Source organism: Enterobacter sp. Taxon_2 (assembly GCF_058355295.1).
On sequence record NZ_CM178024.1, the window covers coordinates 3,926,617 to 3,944,034 of the forward strand.

The window sequence follows — 17,418 nt, forward strand, 5'->3', positions numbered from 1 at the left end:
ACGCTATTTTATCAGAACGCTTACTTCCATTCATCGTCAACGCTGAGCGTCAGGACGCGTTCATCCCGCAACTGCCTGAACCAGGATGCCGATTTTTTGGCGCGCCGGGCGCGGTTATCCTCCAGATCAATCTCAATCAGACCATAGCGATTTTTAAAGGCGTTCATCGGCGAGACGTTGTCGGTAAAGGCCCAGAGCATATAGCCGTGGCAGTTCGCCCCCTCCTCGCGCGCCAGCAGCGTGTAGTAGAGGTGCTCGCTGATAAAATCGATCCGGTACGTATCTTCGATAACGCCGTCACGGTTGCGGAACTGCGCTTCGTTTTCAACGCCCATTCCGCTTTCCGCCACGAACCAGTCGATATTGCGGTACTCCTTTTTAATCCGCATCGCCATGTCGTAGATAATGCGCGGATAAATCTCCCAGCCGCGGGATCTGTTCATCCGTCGCCCCGGGAGCTCAAACGGCTCGTAGTAGTATGCCGGGTGGAACGGGGTCTCCGGATGCCAGGCGCGGGAAGGCGCTTTTACCCGGTGCGGGTAGTAGAGGTTGATCCCTAATTCGTCGACGGTGTTGTCGGCAATCAGCGCCAGTTCGTCATCCGTATAGGCCCACGCCACCTGGTGCTGCTCCAGCAGGGTAAAGAGCGCCTGCGGATAGCGCCCGTGCACCAGCGGGTCGAGAAAGACACGGTTGTAGAAGAGATCGTACATCTCCGCCGCCCGCACGTCGTGCGGCGCACGCGAGCGCGGATAGGTCACTTCCGGGTTGAGAATACAGCCTACGGAGCCTTTATACCCTTTCTCCCGAAACAGCTTCACAACCTTCGCCGTCGCCAGCACCTTGTGGTGATTCCACTGCATCCAGGTGCCGGTGTTCTGCTCGTACGGCCAGCGCAGCGCATCCAGATAAACGCGGGTCTGCACCACAATCGGCTCATTGAAGGTAAACCAGCGGGTGACGCTGCCGTGAAAGCGTTCAAACACCTTTTCCGCGTAGCGGACAAACAGTTCAACCACATGCTTCGACGCCCAGCCGCCGTATTTTTCAAGCAGCACGCCTGGAAGCTCGTAATGCTCAAGGCAGATCATCGGTTCAATACCCTGGCGGTGCATTTCATCGAACAGGGCGGCGTAATACGCGGCGTACTCCTCATCTATCGTCACGTTTTCATAGTCGGTCAAAAACCGTGACCAGTTTATCGAGGTCCGGTAGTGCGTCAGCCCCGCCTGCTTCATCAGGGCTACATCTTCGCGGAAGCGGTTGATAAAATCGGTCGCCACCGCCGGCCCATAGCCGTTGTGCCAGACGTGACGATCGTTTTTGTACCAGAGATCGATCCACGAATCCTGGCCCGGTTTTTTGCCGCTCCAGCCTTCGGTTTGCCAGGCTGACGCCGCTGCGCCGAGAATAAAATCCTGCGGCAGGGTTATCTTTTTTATGCTCATCATCACCTCAGGCGTTATCGGTAGCTTGCTGCAGCGCGGCCTGATCCGCACGGCGTGAGGCAATCTTCACAAACGGCAGATAGATAATGACGGCAGTGACAATGCAAATAAGCTGAGTTATCACTGCCCCCATTGAGCCTGCGGTGGAAAGCCAGGCGTTAATCAGCGGCGGTGTGGTCCACGGCACCATCACGACGGCTTTGCCGGCAAAACCGGTTACCGTCGCAAAGTAACCGATAGAGCCAGTAACCAGCGGCGTAATGATGAACGGAATGGCAAGGATCGGGTTGAGCATGATTGGCATACCGAAGATCACCGGCTCGTTAATGTTGAAAATGCCGGGGCCAATAGAGAGCTTGGCGATCTCCTTCATCTCTTTACGTTTGGTGGCGATCATCACCGCGATCAGCAGGCCGATGGTCAGCCCTGACCCCCCGATGCTCATATACACGTCCCAGAACGGCATAGTGATGATGTTCGGCACCTCTTTGCCCTGCTCAAAGGCGCTCATGTTAACGGTGATCGCCCCCAGCAGCAGCGGCTCGCGGATCGGCTTGATCATCTGGTTGCCATGAATTCCAATCACCCAGAATAGCTGGGCGACAAACATCAGCAGCAGAATGCCCGGCAGGCTTTGCACCACGCGCTCCAGCGGCTGCTGCACCACCTGGTAGACCGCGTCGTAGAGATACATGCCGGTAAGCTGGTGGAAAACGAAGCCAAACGTGGCAATCGCCGTGGTGGTGATAATCGCCGGGATCAGGGCCGAGAACGATGCCGCCACGTTAGGCGGTACGGTATCCGGCATCTTAATCTTCAGCCCCTTGCGGTTTTCCAGCCAGCAGTAGACCTCGACGGAGAGAATGGCGATAAACATGCCGAGGAACAGGCTGCGGGTGTCGGAGAACTGGCGCAGCAGCACGTCTTTCACCACGTGCATTTCGCCGTCCACCAGCATTTCCACGGTGGTCGGCGTCACGCAGATGAAGCAGATCACCGCCAGCAGGCCGGGGAACAAGGATTTGATCCCGTTAATCCGCCCCAGCTCCACGCCAATCAAAAACACCGCGCCGATGTTGAGGAAGTTGAGCGTGGCGTAGTTTAACGCACTGGTGATCGGCTTTAGCGCGGCGAGAAACGACAGCGACTGGAAACTCGCCAGGCCGTTTTTCGGATCCAGCACCATGTTGGAGATCAGCACGGAGAATGCCCCAACGATGATGACCGGCATTAAGGTAATAAAGGCAGACTTGATCGCCATGATGTAGCGATAGCTGTTGAATTTGGTGGCAAAACTGCCCAGAGCGTCGATCAGTTTTTCCTGTAATGCCATAGGGTAATACCTCAGTAAAAGGGCTTTTATTGAATAAGGTGTACAGCCGGATACTATTGGCATACCAAAAATAGCTTTATGGGGCTTTCCGTTCTGTGATTAAGCTCTCAACGGAGCAAGAGGTATTCCAGATGAGTATTTTTGACCATTTTGGCATGCCACTTAACGACGATAATTCCGTGCTGTCAGGTCGTTGCCAAAAAGCGTGATCGTGGCGGAGTTTTTGCGCTTCCCGCATCGCTTATACGGCGTAAGCTCTGTGTTAAACTGCAGATCATTACGTGAAAGCAGGAATGTAGAATGGTAACAATGCTGGATGTCTCACTGCGCGCGGGCGTGTCTAAGGCCACGGTATCGCGCGTGCTGAACGGCACGGGTCAGGTTAAAGAGAGTACGCGTCAGCAGGTGTTTGCGGCGATGGAAGAGCTGGGCTATCGGCCGAACTTTCTCGCGCGCTCGCTGGCTAACCAGACCAGCAACAGCATTGGTCTGGTCGTCTCGACCTTCGACGGCTTTTACTTTGGCCGCCTTCTCCAGCAGGCGTCGCGGCAGACCGAAACCCACGGGAAACAGCTTATCGTCACCGACGGTCACGACGCGCCGGAACAGGAAGAACAGGCGGTGCAGATGCTCGCCGATCGCCAGTGCGATGCCATCGTGCTTTATACGCGCTATATGAGCGAAAAAGCGATCATCAAACTGATGAACACCGTAAAAACACCGCTGGTGGTCATTAACCGTGAAGTGAGCCAGGCGCCGGATCGCTGTGTGTTCTTCGAACAGCAGGATGCCGCGTTTAAGGCCGTGGATTATCTGATCGAACAGGGCCATCGGGAGATCGCCTGTATCACCGTCCCGATCCATACCCCAACCGGGAAAGCGAGGCTGATGGGCTATCGCAAGGCGCTGGAAAAGCACGGCATCCGTCTGGACGAGCGTCGGATAAAGTACGGCGATGCGGGAATGACCGGGGGATATGAGCTGTGCAAGGAATTGATTGCCGACGGTGTATCGTTTAGCGCCCTGTTTGCCTGTAACGACGATATGGCGCTGGGCGCGTCCAAAGCGTTACACCAGGCGGGGCGTAAAATCCCGCAGGATATTTCACTGTTCGGCTTTGACGATGCCCCTAGCGCGAAATGGCTGGAACCTGCGCTCTCGTCGGTTTATCTGCCCATCGACAATATGATTGTCACGGCCATCGATCAGGCGATCCGGCTGGCAAAAAACCAGCCGGTCGATGCCATCCCACCGTTTACCGGCACGCTGGTCTTACGCGATTCGGTCACGACGGGGCCGTACTTACATCAGATGAGCTCTAACGCCAGCAGTTCCTGAATGGTCTGGCGGCGGCGGATTAACCGCGCCTTGCCGTTATCAAACAACACTTCCGGCAGCAGCGGGCGGCTGTTGTAGTTAGATGACATAGACGCCCCGTAAGCACCGGTGTCGTGCAGCACAAGATAATCACCCGGTTTGACCTCTGGCAGCGCGCGGGTCTCCACTTTGCCGCCCTCCAGCTGGGTAAACACGTCACCCGATTCGCACAGCGGCCCCGCAACGACCGTCTCAACGCGTGGTGCCTGCGATAAATCGCGGCCGTCGGCAGCCAGGGCGGTAATGTGGTGATAGCTGCCGTACATGGACGGACGCATCAGATCGTTAAAGCCTGCGTCAATCAATACAAAGTGGCGAGACCCCATCTCTTTCACGCTGCGCACCTGCGAAACCAGCACGCCGGCTTCCGCCACCAGGAAACGGCCCGGCTCAATTTCCAGTTTTACCGCGTGGCCCAAATGCGCGGCGATTTGATCGCGCGCGGCGCTCCACAGACCGTAATAGTGATCGGTATCAATCGCCTCTTCCCCTTCGCGATAAGGAATGGAGAGACCGCCACCGGCAGAGATCGCCTCCAGATCCTGACCGAAGTCGACAACCTGGCGCACCATCGCGCCGCACACCTGCTCCAGGTGGCCGTAATCGACGCCAGAGCCAATGTGCATATGAATCCCCACCAGCTTCAGGCCGTAGCGCTGTAATACCGCCAGCGCGGCAGGCATATCGGCATACCAGATCCCGTGCTTGCTGTTTTCGCCGCCGGTGTTAGTTTTTTGGCTGTGGCCATGACCAAAGCCCGGGTTCACGCGCAGCCAGACGCGATGGCCGGGTGAAACCTCGCCCAGTTGCTCCAGCATATCCACAGAGCCGGCATTCACCGGGATCTGCAGCTCGTGGACGCGCGCCAGCGTCGCATCGTCGATCACATCGGCGGTAAAGACGATCGCGTCACCGTCGGCTTTCGGATCGTATCCGGCCGCCAGCGCGCGCTCGATTTCGCCGAGTGAAACGGAGTCCACCTTCACGCCCTGCTCACGCATCAGGCGCAGAATGTGGATATTGGAGCAGGCCTTCTGGGCAAAACGCACCACGTCAAACTGATGCAGGGCGGCGATCTTCTCGCGAACGATCTGCGCGTCGTAGACCCACACCGGGCAGCCAAATTCGGCGGGCAGGCGCAGCAGGTTGTCGGCGTTCAAATCGGTATCAGTCTGGTTCAGCGGGCGTGGCATGGTCTTCTCCGGGTAAATGCGTTTTCATGATTACGCCACAGCACGAAGAGAATAAAAAATATCGTTTTATCGCGAGTCTATGCAAAAATGATATGGTCAGTTCTCTGCTTTCAGGTGCCCTATGCCCGCCGTCAATTTACGCCATATCGAGATTTTTCACGCCGTGATGACCACCGGTAATCTCACCGAAGCCGCACAGATGCTGCATACCTCGCAGCCGACGGTGAGCCGCGAGCTGGCGCGCTTCGAGAAAGTGCTGGGGTTGAAGCTGTTCGAACGTACCCGGGGCAGGCTTCACCCGACGGTACAAGGGTTACGCCTGTTCGAGGAAGTTCAGCGCTCCTGGTACGGGCTGGACAGAATAGTGAGTGCCGCGGAAAGCCTGCGCGAGTTTCGTCAGGGCGAGCTGTCGATCGTCTGCCTGCCCGTCTTTTCGCAATCCTTTTTGCCGATGCTGCTGCAACCCTTTCTGGCCCGATACCCGGAGGTCAGCCTCACCATCGTGCCTCAGGAATCACCTCTGCTTGAAGAGTGGCTTTCGGCTCAGCGCCATGATTTAGGCCTGACCGAAACCCTCTCCACGCCAGCGGGAACGGCGCGCACGGAGTTGCTCTCGTTAGATGAAGTGTGCGTTCTGCCCGCCGGGCATCGGCTTGCCGGTAAGGCGGTGCTTACACCGGAGGATTTCCACGGGGAAAACTACATCAGCCTGTCGCAGACCGACAGTTATCGGCAGCTGCTGGATACGCTGTTTTCCGAGCATCAGGTCAAACGCCGAATGGTGGTAGAAACGCACAGCGCGGCCTCGATTTGTGCGATGGTACGCGCAGGCGTCGGCGTCGCGGTGGTGAATCCGCTCACGGCGCTGGATTATGCGGAAAGTGGGATTGTTGTACGTCGGTTTAGTGTCTCAGTTCCTTTCACCGTTAGCCTAATCCGCCCACTGCATCGTCCGGCATCGGCGCTGGTGGAGGCGTTCAGTGAGCATCTGCAAGAAGGGTTAAGTCTGTTGGCTGACCAGCTAAATAAGATGTTGAATCAGACGCCCCACTGAACAGCGGGCGTCTGAAAACTCAGTTAAAACGTTTCGCGATGGCCGCAACACGCTCGCCGAATTTCACAGCGGTTTGCAGATCGCCACTGGCAATGGCGCCAGCATCAGCATCTGATGGAGACTGCACCAGCAAACCGACTGAACCGCCCAGATTATTAATATCCTGACGGGTTGCCGCGAGAGTATTTGACGGCGGCAGCCCCAGGCTCACCCAAATCCCACCGTGCTGAGAGGCCAGCGTTTGCAGGTATTGTAACGACACCTGCTTATCACCGTTCAGGCTGGCGCTGTTGCTGAAGCCCGCGAACACTTTGTCCTGCCAGCTACGCACGAACCAGGCTTTTGAGGTCGCATCAGCGAATTTCTTAAACTGCCACGGTACGCTTCCCATGTAGGTTGGCGCGCCAAAAATAATCGCTCTGGCATCGTTAAGTTTTTGCCAGTCGCTTTCCTGAATATCGCCATTGCTGTCAATGGCGATCAGCTCAGCCTGCGCGCCCTCGGCGACTGTTTCAGCAACGCGTTTGGTGTGGCCGTAGCCAGAATAATAGATAACTACAACGCCCATGATAGTTCTCCTGATGCAATATTGCCTTGTGAGTCAAACGATTAAGACGACTTTAAAATTGCTCTGCGAGCCCGTTGCCATTTTCGGTTCCCTGGTATCAAATAGAAACCTTACGTCGTTTTATACACGCAAACGTTCACGGGCGTAAGAAGGCACCTTTATCTCACCTGGTTACCTTGAGGGAACCACCATGACCCAAACAGCAGTTCTGAAAAAGGAAATGCCTCCTTACAACGTGTTCGATGAACGCTGCCCGACCCGCGGCGTGCTGACGCGTATCGCCGATAAGTGGGCACTGTTAATTCTTGCGCGCCTTGAGAATGGACCGATGCGCTTTAGTCATCTTCAACGTGATATTCAGCGAATCACCAAAAAGGTGCTGACCCAGTCTTTACGCAAACTGGAACGTGATGGGCTGGTGTCGCGAAAGATATTCGCCACGGTACCTGTAACAGTCGAGTACAGCCTGACGCCGCTTGGCCAGACGTTAACCGAAACGGTGACGGTGCTTGCGCACTGGGTGGAAAATAATATTGATGCCATTGTGGCGGCGCAATCCGCTTATGACGCCGCCAACACGTAAACCTAAACCGGGAGCTCAGGACAACATAAACGCCACGGCATCAGCGGCATGAATTGCAGTGGTATCAAATACCGGGAGAGGGCTTCGCTCGACGGGTACCAGCAAACCAATCTCAGTGCAGCCGAAGATCACCCCTTCGGCCCCCTGCTGCCTAAGTTTATCGATAACGCTGACGTAATACGCGCGGGAAGCTTCGCTGAAGGTACCGAGGCAGAGCTCGTCAAAGATAATCTGATTGATGCGCGCCCGATCTTCTTCATCCGGGATCAGGCTTTCTATCCCAAATTCACTGTGTAAACGTCCGCGATAAAAATCCTGCTCCATGGTGTAGCGTGTACCCAAAAGCGCTACGCGGCGCATTCCGGATGCCGCAATCGCACGCCCGGTCGCGTCCGCGATATGCAGAAACGGCAGCGAGCAGCGGTCTTCAATATGCGACGCCACCTTGTGCATGGTATTGGTACAAAGCACTATCCCCCTGGCGCCGGCGCGCTCCAGTCCCAGCGCCGCCTGAGCCAGGATCTCTCCGGCTTTATCCCACTCACCGCTCGACTGGCAGGCTTCGATTTCATGGAAATCAACGCTGTGCAGCAGCAGACTTGCGGAGTGCAGACCACCCAGACGCTGCTTTACCCCTTCATTAATCAGACGGTAATAAGGGATTGTCGATTCCCAGCTCATACCACCTAACAGGCCGATCGTTTTCATCATCCCTCCTTTTCGTTGATTTCTTCTTTTAACATAACCGATGCCAATAAAAAAAGGCGCTCAATTTAGCGCCTTTTTAAACTGCAGGGTTTATTCCGTCACCGGCTCGGGGAGTGGATTACGGGTGAGCATCGCCTCGCGCAGTAAAACGATACCGCAGGCAAACAGGCCCCCCAGGAGCGCCGCCAGAACAACAATCAGTGCCTTGCCTGGACCATCCTTTTTCACCGGCATGGAAGGAGTGAGCTGGTACCGGAATGGCTCAAGTTTAACATCAGCAAAGGAGAGCTTTTTCAGCTGTGCCAGATAGTATTCCCGGTTCTGAAAGTCCGCATTCAGTTCAGTCACGTCCTTCAGATTTTTTTCAATCTTCAGTTTTTGCGCGATACCGTCAGCACCGAGCGCAACGGAATAATCCGGGTCATCCTTTACGGCCTGCCCGTTGCTGTAGACCGGCTTCTTGATACCGGCGGCATTCGCCACTTCCAGGGAATAATTCAGTCGCTGCAGGTTGGTATTGTGAACATTGGTCAGACGAACACGATCCAGTTCCAGCTGCTGCTCAACAACGTTCGTTTTCAGGGCGATCTGGTTGCGGATATTCTGCACCGTCTCTTTTTCGACGATAGCCACGATATAATTGATATACCCCTCCAAAACGGTTTGCGCATCGCCTGCTGTTGGCGCAGTGAAGCTCAATGTCCAGGAGACAAAAGGCACTTTATCCGCGTCTTTTCCCTGATCGTCATTCACCGCTTTCATTCTGTCTGAGATGTTGACTATCGCACGATGCAGATCGAGCGGATCCACCTCAACACCTTTAAGCTGCGATATCACATAAGGAGAGGATTTCATGTACTCTTCGAGCAATGTCTGCGACTGAAACTTTTTAATAAAGAGATCAAAAATTTCTGGACGGGTAATTTTCACGTCCACGTCAAGCACCTGCAGGGCAACCAGCATCTGGCGCAGCGGATTCCACTGCGACTGTTCTGCCGGGGTGATCACCGCTTTACTGGTCCATTTCTGCGGCAGTAAAAATGAAACGGCCAGCCCCACCAGCGCGAAAGCAAAGACGATGGCGACGATACGTTTTTTCGCCGCCAGAAGGACCTCAAAAAGTCCCAGAAGATCGATCTCTTTTGCGCTTACAGCCGGGCCGGCATAACGGGGAAAGTCGAGGTCCGTGCTTTTTTTGAAATCCATTTCTGACATAGTGATTCTTCTTTTTCCGGATGCAACGCATCTCTTAACATTGATGGCGGTGGTCCGATAATACATCAACATAAGAAAAATCCTAATGCCTGTTCCCTCTCTATGTCTACTCCCTACCAAAGTTAGTGGTGATCTTAGTCACATTTTTATTGTGATTAAGCCACCTTTCCCTTTCCAGTTGCGGCACGTATTAAAACCTTCGGACGGGCAAAAAATCATCCGCCGATGTTCCGCAGTTTCTCTCCAGCCATCAGCTTGCGCTCGATGTGTTCCAGCGTCACGCCTTTGGTTTCCGGGATCAGCCAGAACGTGACGCCAATAAATGCCACATTCAGTACCGTATAGAGCCAGAACGTTCCCGCTGCGCCAATCGCGTCCAGCAGCGTCAGGAACGTCGCACCGATGATCATGTTCGATACCCAGTTGGTTGTCGTGGAACAGGTGATGCCAAAGTCACGGCATTTGAGCGGCTGAATTTCGGAGCACAGGATCCACACCACGGGCGCGGCGCTCATCGCGTAGCCAGCGATGCACATCATGGTCATCCCGACAGAAAGCCAGGAAAGTCCGCTTGACGCCGTGCCGTTATCAAATTGCATCAGGCAGTAACCGAGGATCAGCGTGCCGAGCGCCATCACGCTAAACCCAATCTTCAGCGCAGGTTTACGGCCGGCTTTGTCCACGGTGAATACCGCAATAAAGGTGGCGAACATGAAGGTCAGCCCGACCACCAGGGTGGCGATCATCTGCTGTTCCGTGGTGGTGAACCCGGCCATTTTAAAAATACGCGGCGCGTAGTACATGATGATGTTCATGCCGGTGAACTGCTGCATCGCCTGCAGCAACATGCCGAGGAAGACCGCCCGGCGCACGTTGCGGTTGATCTTAAATAGCGCCCAGCCACCCTGCTTCAGCTTCAGGCTTTCGCGGATCTCGTTCAGCTCTTCGCGCGCTTTCTCCGAGGTATCGCGCAACATGCGCAGGACCTCTTCTGCCTCCACGTGGCGCCCTTTTTGCGCCAGCCAGCGCGGACTGTTCGGCAGGAAAATCACTAAGACAATCAGCACCACCGCTGGCAGCGCCAGCACGCCGAGCATCGCGCGCCAGTTGCCGCTGTAGCTGAAGTAGGTGTCAGACAGGAACGCCAGCACAATACCCAGCGTGACCATCAGTTGATACATGCTGATCATCTTGCCGCGCACGTTCTCACTCGCCATTTCGGAGAGATAAAGCGGCGCGGTGTAGGAGGCAATCCCCACCGCCACGCCCAGCAGCACGCGGGAAAGCAGCAGCACTTCTACGTTTGTCGCAAACGCGGAGCCGATCGAACCCGCGACGAACAGGATCGCCCCGACCATCAGGCTGTATTTGCGCCCCAGGCGGAACGATAGCCAGCCGTTAAATAGTGCCCCGATGGCCGCGCCGAGCATCATGCTGCTCACCACCCACTCCTGCAGACGGTTACTGAGGGTAAAGTGATCGGTAATAAACGGCAGCGCTCCGGCAATGACGCCGATATCCAGTCCAAATAACAGGCCCGCCACGGCGGCGGCAATAGAGACAAACTGGTTCATGCGCCGGGTATCACGCAGCGCAGCGGGCATTAAGGTAGAGTCATTGATAGATGTCATATTTTTCCTGCCTCAACAGCAAAATTCGTTAACTGAAATTACGAGAAAGCGAGAAAAAGTGTCAGGCGGGAATTCGTGAAGATATGGATTATTTCGCTATGGCATAGCGATCTGTGATGGACATTACAATTTCAACTAATGCTGAAATAGCCACGTTTTTTATTAATTACCTAATATTTAAGCAATAAAAATGTGATACGCGTCATTTGTGAATTCTCAGTATGGATTTTTCATCTTATGTCATATGGATAATGGTAATTTTTAGCCAAAAAAAACCTCCACCCGAGGGCAGAGGTTCGTCATGCAGGTGGAATTAACGTGCCAGCCAGCCGCCATCGACCGCCACGGTGTAGCCGTTGATGTAATCCGATGCCGACGAGGCCAGAAAGACCACTGGCCCCATCAGATCGCGCGGAAGACCCCAGCGCCCCGCCGGAATACGGTCGAGGATTTCCGCGCTACGCTGCTCGTCTGCACGCAGCTGCTGCGTGTTGTTGGTCGCCATGTAGCCCGGCGCAATCGCATTCACATTGATGTTGTGTTTCGCCCACTCGTTTGCCAGAAGGCGGGTCACGCCCATCACGGCGCTTTTGGACGCGGTGTAAGACGGCACGCGGATGCCGCCCTGGAACGAGAGCATGGAGGCAATATTCACGATCTTGCCGCCGTTCCCCTGCGCGATAAAGTGCTTTGCCGCCGCCTGGGACATGAAAAATACGCTCTTGATGTTCAAATCCATCACGTCATCCCAGTCGCGCTCGCTGAAGTTGATCGCATCTTCGCGGCGAATCAGCCCGGCATTGTTGACCAGAATGTCGATATGACCGAATTCCGCCACCGCGCGATCCAGCAGTTCAGGAATGGCATCGATTTTACGCAGGTCGGCGGTCAGGCTCAGGAAACGGCGCCCCAGCGCCGTCACGCGTTCGAGGGTTTCAGTCGGTTCAACGATATTAATTCCGACGATATCGCAGCCCGCTTCCGCCAGGCCTAACGCCATCCCCTGCCCCAGCCCGGTGTCACAGCCGGAAACCACAGCCACTTTCCCCTGCAGAGAGAATGCATCCAGAATCATGTTTATTCCTTACTCTTTCAGAGCCTGTCACTCACAGGCAGGTTTATGCTTCACTGCCCGCGACTAGCGCAAATCGCTGACCGCAACATGGTCCATATCATCGAAGACCTGATTTTCGCCCACCATTCCCCAGATAAAGGTGTAGGCTTTCGTCCCTACGCCGGAGTGAATAGACCAGCTCGGTGAAATCACCGCCTGCTCGTTGTGCATCACGATATGGCGCGTTTCCTGCGGCTGTCCCATCATGTGGAACACGCAGGCGTCTTCCTCCATGTTGAAGTAGAAGTAGACCTCCATTCGGCGCTCGTGGGTATGGCACGGCATGGTGTTCCACAGGTTACCTGGCGCAAGCTCGGTCAATCCCATGCTGAGCTGGCAGGTCTCCAGCACGTCCGGCACGAAGTATTTATTGATGGTGCGGCGGTTGCTGGTGAGGTTGTCGCCCAGCGTCACGGGTGCGACGTCTTCCGGGGTCACTTTTTTGGTTGGACAGGTGGTGTGAGCCGGCGCGCAGTTGTAGTAAAACTTCGCAGGCTTGCTGCCGTCGATGCTGGCAAAGACCACGTCTTTCGCCCCTTTACCCACGTACAGCGCCTCGCGATGGCCAATCTCATAGCAGTGTCCGTCTACGGTGATGGTGCCCGGCCCGCCGATGTTGATCACCCCCAGCTCGCGACGCTCGAGGAAATAGCTCACGCCCAGCTGTTTACCGACCTCGCCGCCCACGGAGACGGTTTTCGTGACCGGCATAATGCCGCCCACAATAATACGGTCGATATGGCTGTAAACCATGGTGTACCTGTCGGCCTCGAATATCTGCTCGACTAAAAATGCCTTGCGTAGCCCCTGAGTATCCAGCGTTTTGGCGTGCGCGCTGTGGATGCTTTCTCTGACGTCCACGGTAACCTCCAGATGTGGTCATGCCCGAAGGCAGAAATAAACGAAACAGCGTTCCGTTTTTCATATTGAACACATACTATCGGCATAAAGCGGGCTTTTCAATTATATTTAAAACAACGTTTCATTTTTATTTTTGTTTATGACGAAAATGATGTTCGGATCACAATTAAACCGTCGGGAGAAAAAGGGCGCGAAAAAAAACCTCCCGGAGGAGGTCATTTTCAATAAGGAGAAGTTAGCGTTCGATGGCCAGCGCCACCCCTTGCCCGCCGCCTATACATAGTGTGGCAATCCCTTTGCGGGCATTGCGCTTTTTCATTTCGTGGACCAGCGAAACCAGGATCCGGCAGCCGGACGCCCCGATCGGATGGCCCAGCGCGATCGCGCCGCCGTTAACGTTGACCCGAAGGGGATCCCACTCCAGCATTTTTCCGACGGAGATCGCCTGCGCGGCATAGGCTTCGTTCACTTCGATCAGATCCACATCCGAAAGCTGCCACCCGGCACGCTCCAGACAGCGGCGAGTCGCGTAGACCGGTGCGATCCCCATTAACGCAGGATCAACCCCCACGCTGGCGAACGCCTTAATCCGGGCCAGCACGGGGAGATCGAGTTCAAGGGCTTTGCTTTCGCTCATCATCATCACGGCGGCAGCGCCGTCGTTAATGGAAGAGGCATTTCCCGCCGTCACCGAGCCCTGCATTTCAAACGCAGGATTCAGCCTCGCCAGCCCTTCAGCACTGGCGTCGGTGCGCGGCTGTTCATCGGTATCCACGACAATAAACTCACCGCTCTGACGCTGCGTGCTGACAGGGACAATTTCGTCGCGAAAACGACCGGAATCAATCGCCGCACGCGCTTTTTGCTGCGAGCTCAGCGCGTAGGCATCCTGCACCTCACGGCTGATGCCGTACTCGCGCGCCAGGTTTTCCGCCGTCACGCCCATATGATAGTCATTGAACGCATCCCACAGCCCGTCATGCACCAGGCTGTCGAGCAGCTGACTGTTGCCCAGCTGTGCGCCAGTACGGCTGTCGGTCAACACGTGCGGCGCGCGGCTCATATTCTCCTGCCCGCCCGCAATGATCACGTCCGCTTCACCACACTGAATGGCCTGCGTCGCGAGATGCAGCGCTTTTAATCCTGAGCCACAGACGTCGTTAATGGTGATGGCGGAGACGGTATTGGGCAGCCCGCCCTTCAGCGCCGCCTGACGCGCAGGGTTTTGCCCGGCACCGGCCGTGAGGACCTGTCCCAGGATCACCTCATCAACTTCATGTGCTGCGATCCCGCTACGTTCCACCAGCGCTTTCACCACCACGCTTCCCAGGTCAACCGCCGAGTGACGCGCAAGCGCTCCCTGAAAACAGCCGATAGCTGTACGCAACGCACCCACTATTACGACATCTTTCATCACGACCTCTGTGTTAAATGACATGACGATAGTAGAGGATTGTTACTGGCAATTATCTTAATTGTTTAAAAATAGTGAGTTTAATCACAAGGATCAGCGCGCATCCTGCAGATACTGCCGCAGCCAGCTTCCGGCAACGCCGGGAGGGGATCGCTTATTCCACAGCAGATCGATGCCGATCGCCCGCGGCCAGCCGGGAACATTGAGCTGTACCAGGGATTTCGCGGCGGCAAACTCATCCACCAGCGCGCACGGCAAGACGCACCAGCCAAATCCCTGAACCGCCATACTCAAGAGTAACAGGTAATTCGGGGCTGACCAGACGGGCCCGCGCGCGATCTCCGCCTCGCGCTCCAGATAGGTGCTCAGCCGCAGCTCTCGCCAGCCGTGCAGCTCGTCACGCTGAACGTCATGTTGTCCGGCCAGCGCATGTGTGGTCGCGACATAGATCGCCATGCGGGTCTGCATCGGCAGCCGGATGGCGCCGATATCCGTAGGATAACCGTCTCGCGCTTCCGTCAGGCCAATCTGCGCGCGCTCCTTTTGCAGCAGATCGATCACGTCCTCCTCCTCGCCAATCAGACATTCGAATTCCGTATGGGGAAAGCGCGCGTCAAACTGTTTCATCATCTCTTCCAGCACGTCCGGGTTAAGGGTATCGGAAAGGACAAACGTCAGACGCGCCTCCGTTTGCGCCGTTAACGACACCGCCAGCTCGTCCAGCCGCGTGCTGGCGGCCAGGATGGCCTGCACGTAGCCCAGCACCTGTTCCCCCTGGGCCGTTAACACCGGCTGGCGCGCCGAGCGGTCAAACAGCTCGAAACCGAGATCGGCTTCAAGATTGGCAATGGACGTGCTGATCGTCGACTGGCTTTTACGCAGCCGGCGGGCGGCCGCAGAAAAAGAGCCCGCCGCAACGGTCTCGACAAATGCATTAAGGGCTTCGGGTGAATAGCGCATAACCTATCTGTTTTAGCGATGGATACTATCTTTAATATATCAGCTTTAGCGATGAAAATAGGCTGCATCAACGCCCATACCGGCGAATTAATGAGGTCTATGACTATGCAACATCAGGATGCACTCCAACGTAAACTGCCGGAGCGGATCTTTCATGCTGTCTGTTTTGAAGGGATTGCGACGGCGATCCTCGCCCCTACGGCGGCGTGGCTCATGCAGCGTTCCGTGGTGGAGATGGGTGGGTTGACCATTATTCTGGCCACCACCGCCATGCTGTGGAACATTATTTATAACTTCGGCTTCGACCGTTTCTGGCCGGTTCAGCGCGTCAAACGTACGGCAAAAGTGCGTGCGCTGCATGCGCTGGGGTTCGAATGCGGGTTTATTGTGATTGGTGTGTCGATTGTCGCCGCCGTGCTAGGCGTCACCCTGCTTCAGGCATTCACTCTGGAAATAGGTTTCTTCCTGTTCTTCCTGCCGTACACCATGTTCTACAACTGGGCATACGATTGCCTTCGCGATAAATTTCTTAAGCGTCGCCAGCAACGGCGCGCCCTGGCAGGCTAAACCGCCTCTGGCCGGACGCCCGTTCCGGCCAAACTCCTTCGAAGCAACTGCGCTCTCCGTGCATAACTATGGTAAATTGCACTCCATTCCGATGGTTTGATAGTTTATACGTTGCTCTAATGTCGAAAATTTGGTCAAAAGATGAGACTCTCTGGAGTTTCGCTCTCTACGGCACGGCCGTGGGCGCAGGAACGCTCTTCCTGCCCATTCAGCTGGGCTCCGCAGGCGCAATCGTCCTGTTTATTACCGCCCTCGTGGCCTATCCCTTAACCTACTGGCCGCACAGAGCGCTGGCGCAATTTATCCTCTCGTCAAAAACGAAAGGCAACGAAGGGATCACCGGCGCCGTTTCGCACTATTACGGCCGGAAGATCGGCAACCTGATCACCACGCTCTATTTCATCGCCTTCTTTGTGGTGGTGCAGATTTATGCGGTGGCCATCACCAACTCGTTAACCGAGCAACTGGGAAAACACCTGACGGTGGATACCGCCGTTCGCGTGCTGGTCAGCCTGGGCGTGGTGCTGGTCCTGAATCTGATCTTCCTGATGGGACGGCATATCACGATAAAAGTGATGGGCTTCCTGGTGTTTCCGCTGATTGCCTATTTCCTGTTTGTCTCGCTCTACCTGATCGGCAGCTGGCAGCCCTCGCTGCTGACCAGCCAGATGGCCGTCGATCGCCACACGCTGCACCAGGTCTGGATTTCGATTCCGGTGATGGTGTTTGCGTTCAGCCATACGCCGATTATCTCCACGTTTGCCGTTGACCGTCGCGAGAAATTTGGCGACGGCGCCATGGATAAATGCAAGAAAATCATGAAGGTAGCGTACCTGATTATCTGCCTGAGCGTGCTGTTCTTTGTCTTCAGCTGCCTGCTCTCTATTCCGCCGTCGTACATTGTGGCCGCCAAAGAGGAAGGGGTGACGATCCTGTCCGCGCTGTCGATGATGCCTTCTTCACCGGCGTGGCTGGGAATTTCCGGGATTGTCGTGGCGATAATTGCGATGTCGAAATCGTTCCTCGGCACCTATTTTGGGGTGATTGAAGGGGCGACGGAGATCGTGAAGTCGTCGCTCAATCAGGTGGGCGTGAAAAAGAGCCGCGCCTTTAACCGCGCGATTTCCATTATGGGGGTGTCGTTAATCACCTTTGCCGTCTGCTGCATTAACCCGAACGCCATTTCGATGATTTACGCCATCAGCGGCCCGCTTATCGCCATGATCCTGTTTATCATGCCGACGCTGTCGACGTATCTGATCCCCTCCCTGAAACAGTACCGTTCCATTGGCAACCTGCTGACGCTGATCGTCGGGGTGCTGTGCGTATCGGTGATGTTTGTAGGCTAATCCCTTTTCATGCCCGGCGCTCTGCCGGGCAGGCCATTAAGTT

General features: G+C 55.5%; 16 protein-coding genes. 5 read left to right on the plus strand and 11 right to left on the minus strand.

The features are described from left to right. Positions 1–20: 20 nt before the first annotated feature. Together AC4IC4_RS18565 and AC4IC4_RS18570 are read right to left on the minus strand one after the other, a co-directional pair. A complete protein-coding gene (locus AC4IC4_RS18565) occupies positions 21–1,448 on the minus strand; it encodes a glycoside hydrolase family 1 protein (RefSeq protein WP_024909304.1) in 1,428 nt (475 codons plus the stop codon). A gap of 7 nt (positions 1,449–1,455) precedes the next feature. Beyond that, a complete protein-coding gene (locus tag AC4IC4_RS18570) occupies positions 1,456–2,781 on the minus strand; it encodes a PTS sugar transporter subunit IIC (protein ID WP_024909305.1) in 1,326 nt (441 codons plus the stop codon). 300 nt (positions 2,782–3,081) lie between these two features. On the opposite strand from AC4IC4_RS18570, the gene AC4IC4_RS18575 reads away from it, so the two are divergent. After that, the gene (locus AC4IC4_RS18575) at positions 3,082–4,119 is read left to right on the plus strand and encodes a LacI family DNA-binding transcriptional regulator (RefSeq protein WP_024909306.1); all 1,038 of its coding nucleotides are present in this window, start codon (positions 3,082–3,084) and stop codon (positions 4,117–4,119) included. Here AC4IC4_RS18575 and lysA read toward each other — a convergent pair. Further along, on the minus strand, positions 4,089–5,351 hold the full coding sequence (lysA, locus tag AC4IC4_RS18580) for a diaminopimelate decarboxylase (protein ID WP_491471674.1): 1,263 nt from the start codon (positions 5,349–5,351) through the stop codon (positions 4,089–4,091). The two genes, AC4IC4_RS18575 and lysA, sit on opposite strands and share 31 nt — an antisense overlap. A gap of 121 nt (positions 5,352–5,472) precedes the next feature. Between lysA and AC4IC4_RS18585 the strand changes: the two genes are divergently transcribed. Continuing rightward, complete coding sequence (locus AC4IC4_RS18585; protein ID WP_491471675.1) at positions 5,473–6,405, plus strand: LysR family transcriptional regulator; 933 nt, start codon at positions 5,473–5,475, stop codon at positions 6,403–6,405. A 19-nt stretch (positions 6,406–6,424) separates the two neighbouring features. Here AC4IC4_RS18585 and AC4IC4_RS18590 read toward each other — a convergent pair whose 3' ends face one another. Next, on the minus strand, positions 6,425–6,973 hold the full coding sequence (locus tag AC4IC4_RS18590) for a flavodoxin family protein (RefSeq protein ID WP_491471676.1): 549 nt from the start codon (positions 6,971–6,973) through the stop codon (positions 6,425–6,427). A gap of 190 nt (positions 6,974–7,163) precedes the next feature. On the opposite strand from AC4IC4_RS18590, the gene AC4IC4_RS18595 reads away from it, so the two are divergent. Next, positions 7,164–7,556 carry a winged helix-turn-helix transcriptional regulator gene (locus AC4IC4_RS18595; RefSeq protein WP_081758216.1) on the plus strand — a complete coding sequence of 131 codons (393 nt, stop codon included), beginning with the start codon at positions 7,164–7,166 and terminating at the stop codon, positions 7,554–7,556. Between the two features lie 15 nt (positions 7,557–7,571). Here the strand turns inward: AC4IC4_RS18595 and AC4IC4_RS18600 are convergent, their stop codons facing one another. From AC4IC4_RS18600 to AC4IC4_RS18630, 7 genes are all read right to left on the minus strand, one after another. Beyond that, positions 7,572–8,264 (minus strand): aspartate/glutamate racemase, encoded by a 693-nt coding sequence (locus AC4IC4_RS18600; RefSeq protein WP_024909311.1) that lies wholly within the window; start codon positions 8,262–8,264, stop codon positions 7,572–7,574. Positions 8,265–8,354: 90 nt separating this feature from the next. Beyond that, entirely contained in the window at positions 8,355–9,479 is a 1,125-nt protein-coding gene (wzz(fepE), locus tag AC4IC4_RS18605) for an LPS O-antigen length regulator Wzz(fepE) (RefSeq protein WP_491471677.1), read from the minus strand. 215 nt (positions 9,480–9,694) lie between these two features. Beyond that, positions 9,695–11,110, minus strand: a complete 1,416-nt coding sequence (gene araE, locus AC4IC4_RS18610) for an arabinose-proton symporter AraE (RefSeq protein WP_024909313.1) — start codon at positions 11,108–11,110, stop codon at positions 9,695–9,697. 313 nt (positions 11,111–11,423) lie between these two features. Next, positions 11,424–12,185, minus strand: a complete 762-nt coding sequence (gene kduD, locus AC4IC4_RS18615; protein WP_032648156.1) for a 2-dehydro-3-deoxy-D-gluconate 5-dehydrogenase KduD — start codon at positions 12,183–12,185, stop codon at positions 11,424–11,426. Between the two features lie 63 nt (positions 12,186–12,248). Then, positions 12,249–13,085: a 5-dehydro-4-deoxy-D-glucuronate isomerase gene (gene kduI / locus AC4IC4_RS18620; protein WP_491471678.1), complete on the minus strand. Its 837-nt coding sequence runs from the start codon at positions 13,083–13,085 to the stop codon at positions 12,249–12,251. A 235-nt stretch (positions 13,086–13,320) separates the two neighbouring features. Beyond that, the gene (locus tag AC4IC4_RS18625) at positions 13,321–14,499 is read right to left on the minus strand and encodes an acetyl-CoA C-acetyltransferase (RefSeq protein WP_024909316.1); all 1,179 of its coding nucleotides are present in this window, start codon (positions 14,497–14,499) and stop codon (positions 13,321–13,323) included. A 93-nt stretch (positions 14,500–14,592) separates the two neighbouring features. After that, on the minus strand, positions 14,593–15,459 hold the full coding sequence (locus AC4IC4_RS18630; protein ID WP_491471679.1) for a LysR family transcriptional regulator: 867 nt from the start codon (positions 15,457–15,459) through the stop codon (positions 14,593–14,595). A gap of 105 nt (positions 15,460–15,564) precedes the next feature. Between AC4IC4_RS18630 and AC4IC4_RS18635 the strand changes: the two genes are divergently transcribed. Both AC4IC4_RS18635 and AC4IC4_RS18640 read left to right on the plus strand, forming a co-directional pair. After that, entirely contained in the window at positions 15,565–16,026 is a 462-nt protein-coding gene (locus AC4IC4_RS18635) for a multidrug/biocide efflux PACE transporter (protein WP_024909318.1), read from the plus strand. Positions 16,027–16,145: 119 nt separating this feature from the next. Continuing rightward, a complete protein-coding gene (locus tag AC4IC4_RS18640) occupies positions 16,146–17,375 on the plus strand; it encodes an amino acid permease (protein ID WP_491471680.1) in 1,230 nt (409 codons plus the stop codon). Positions 17,376–17,418 lie beyond the last annotated feature (43 nt).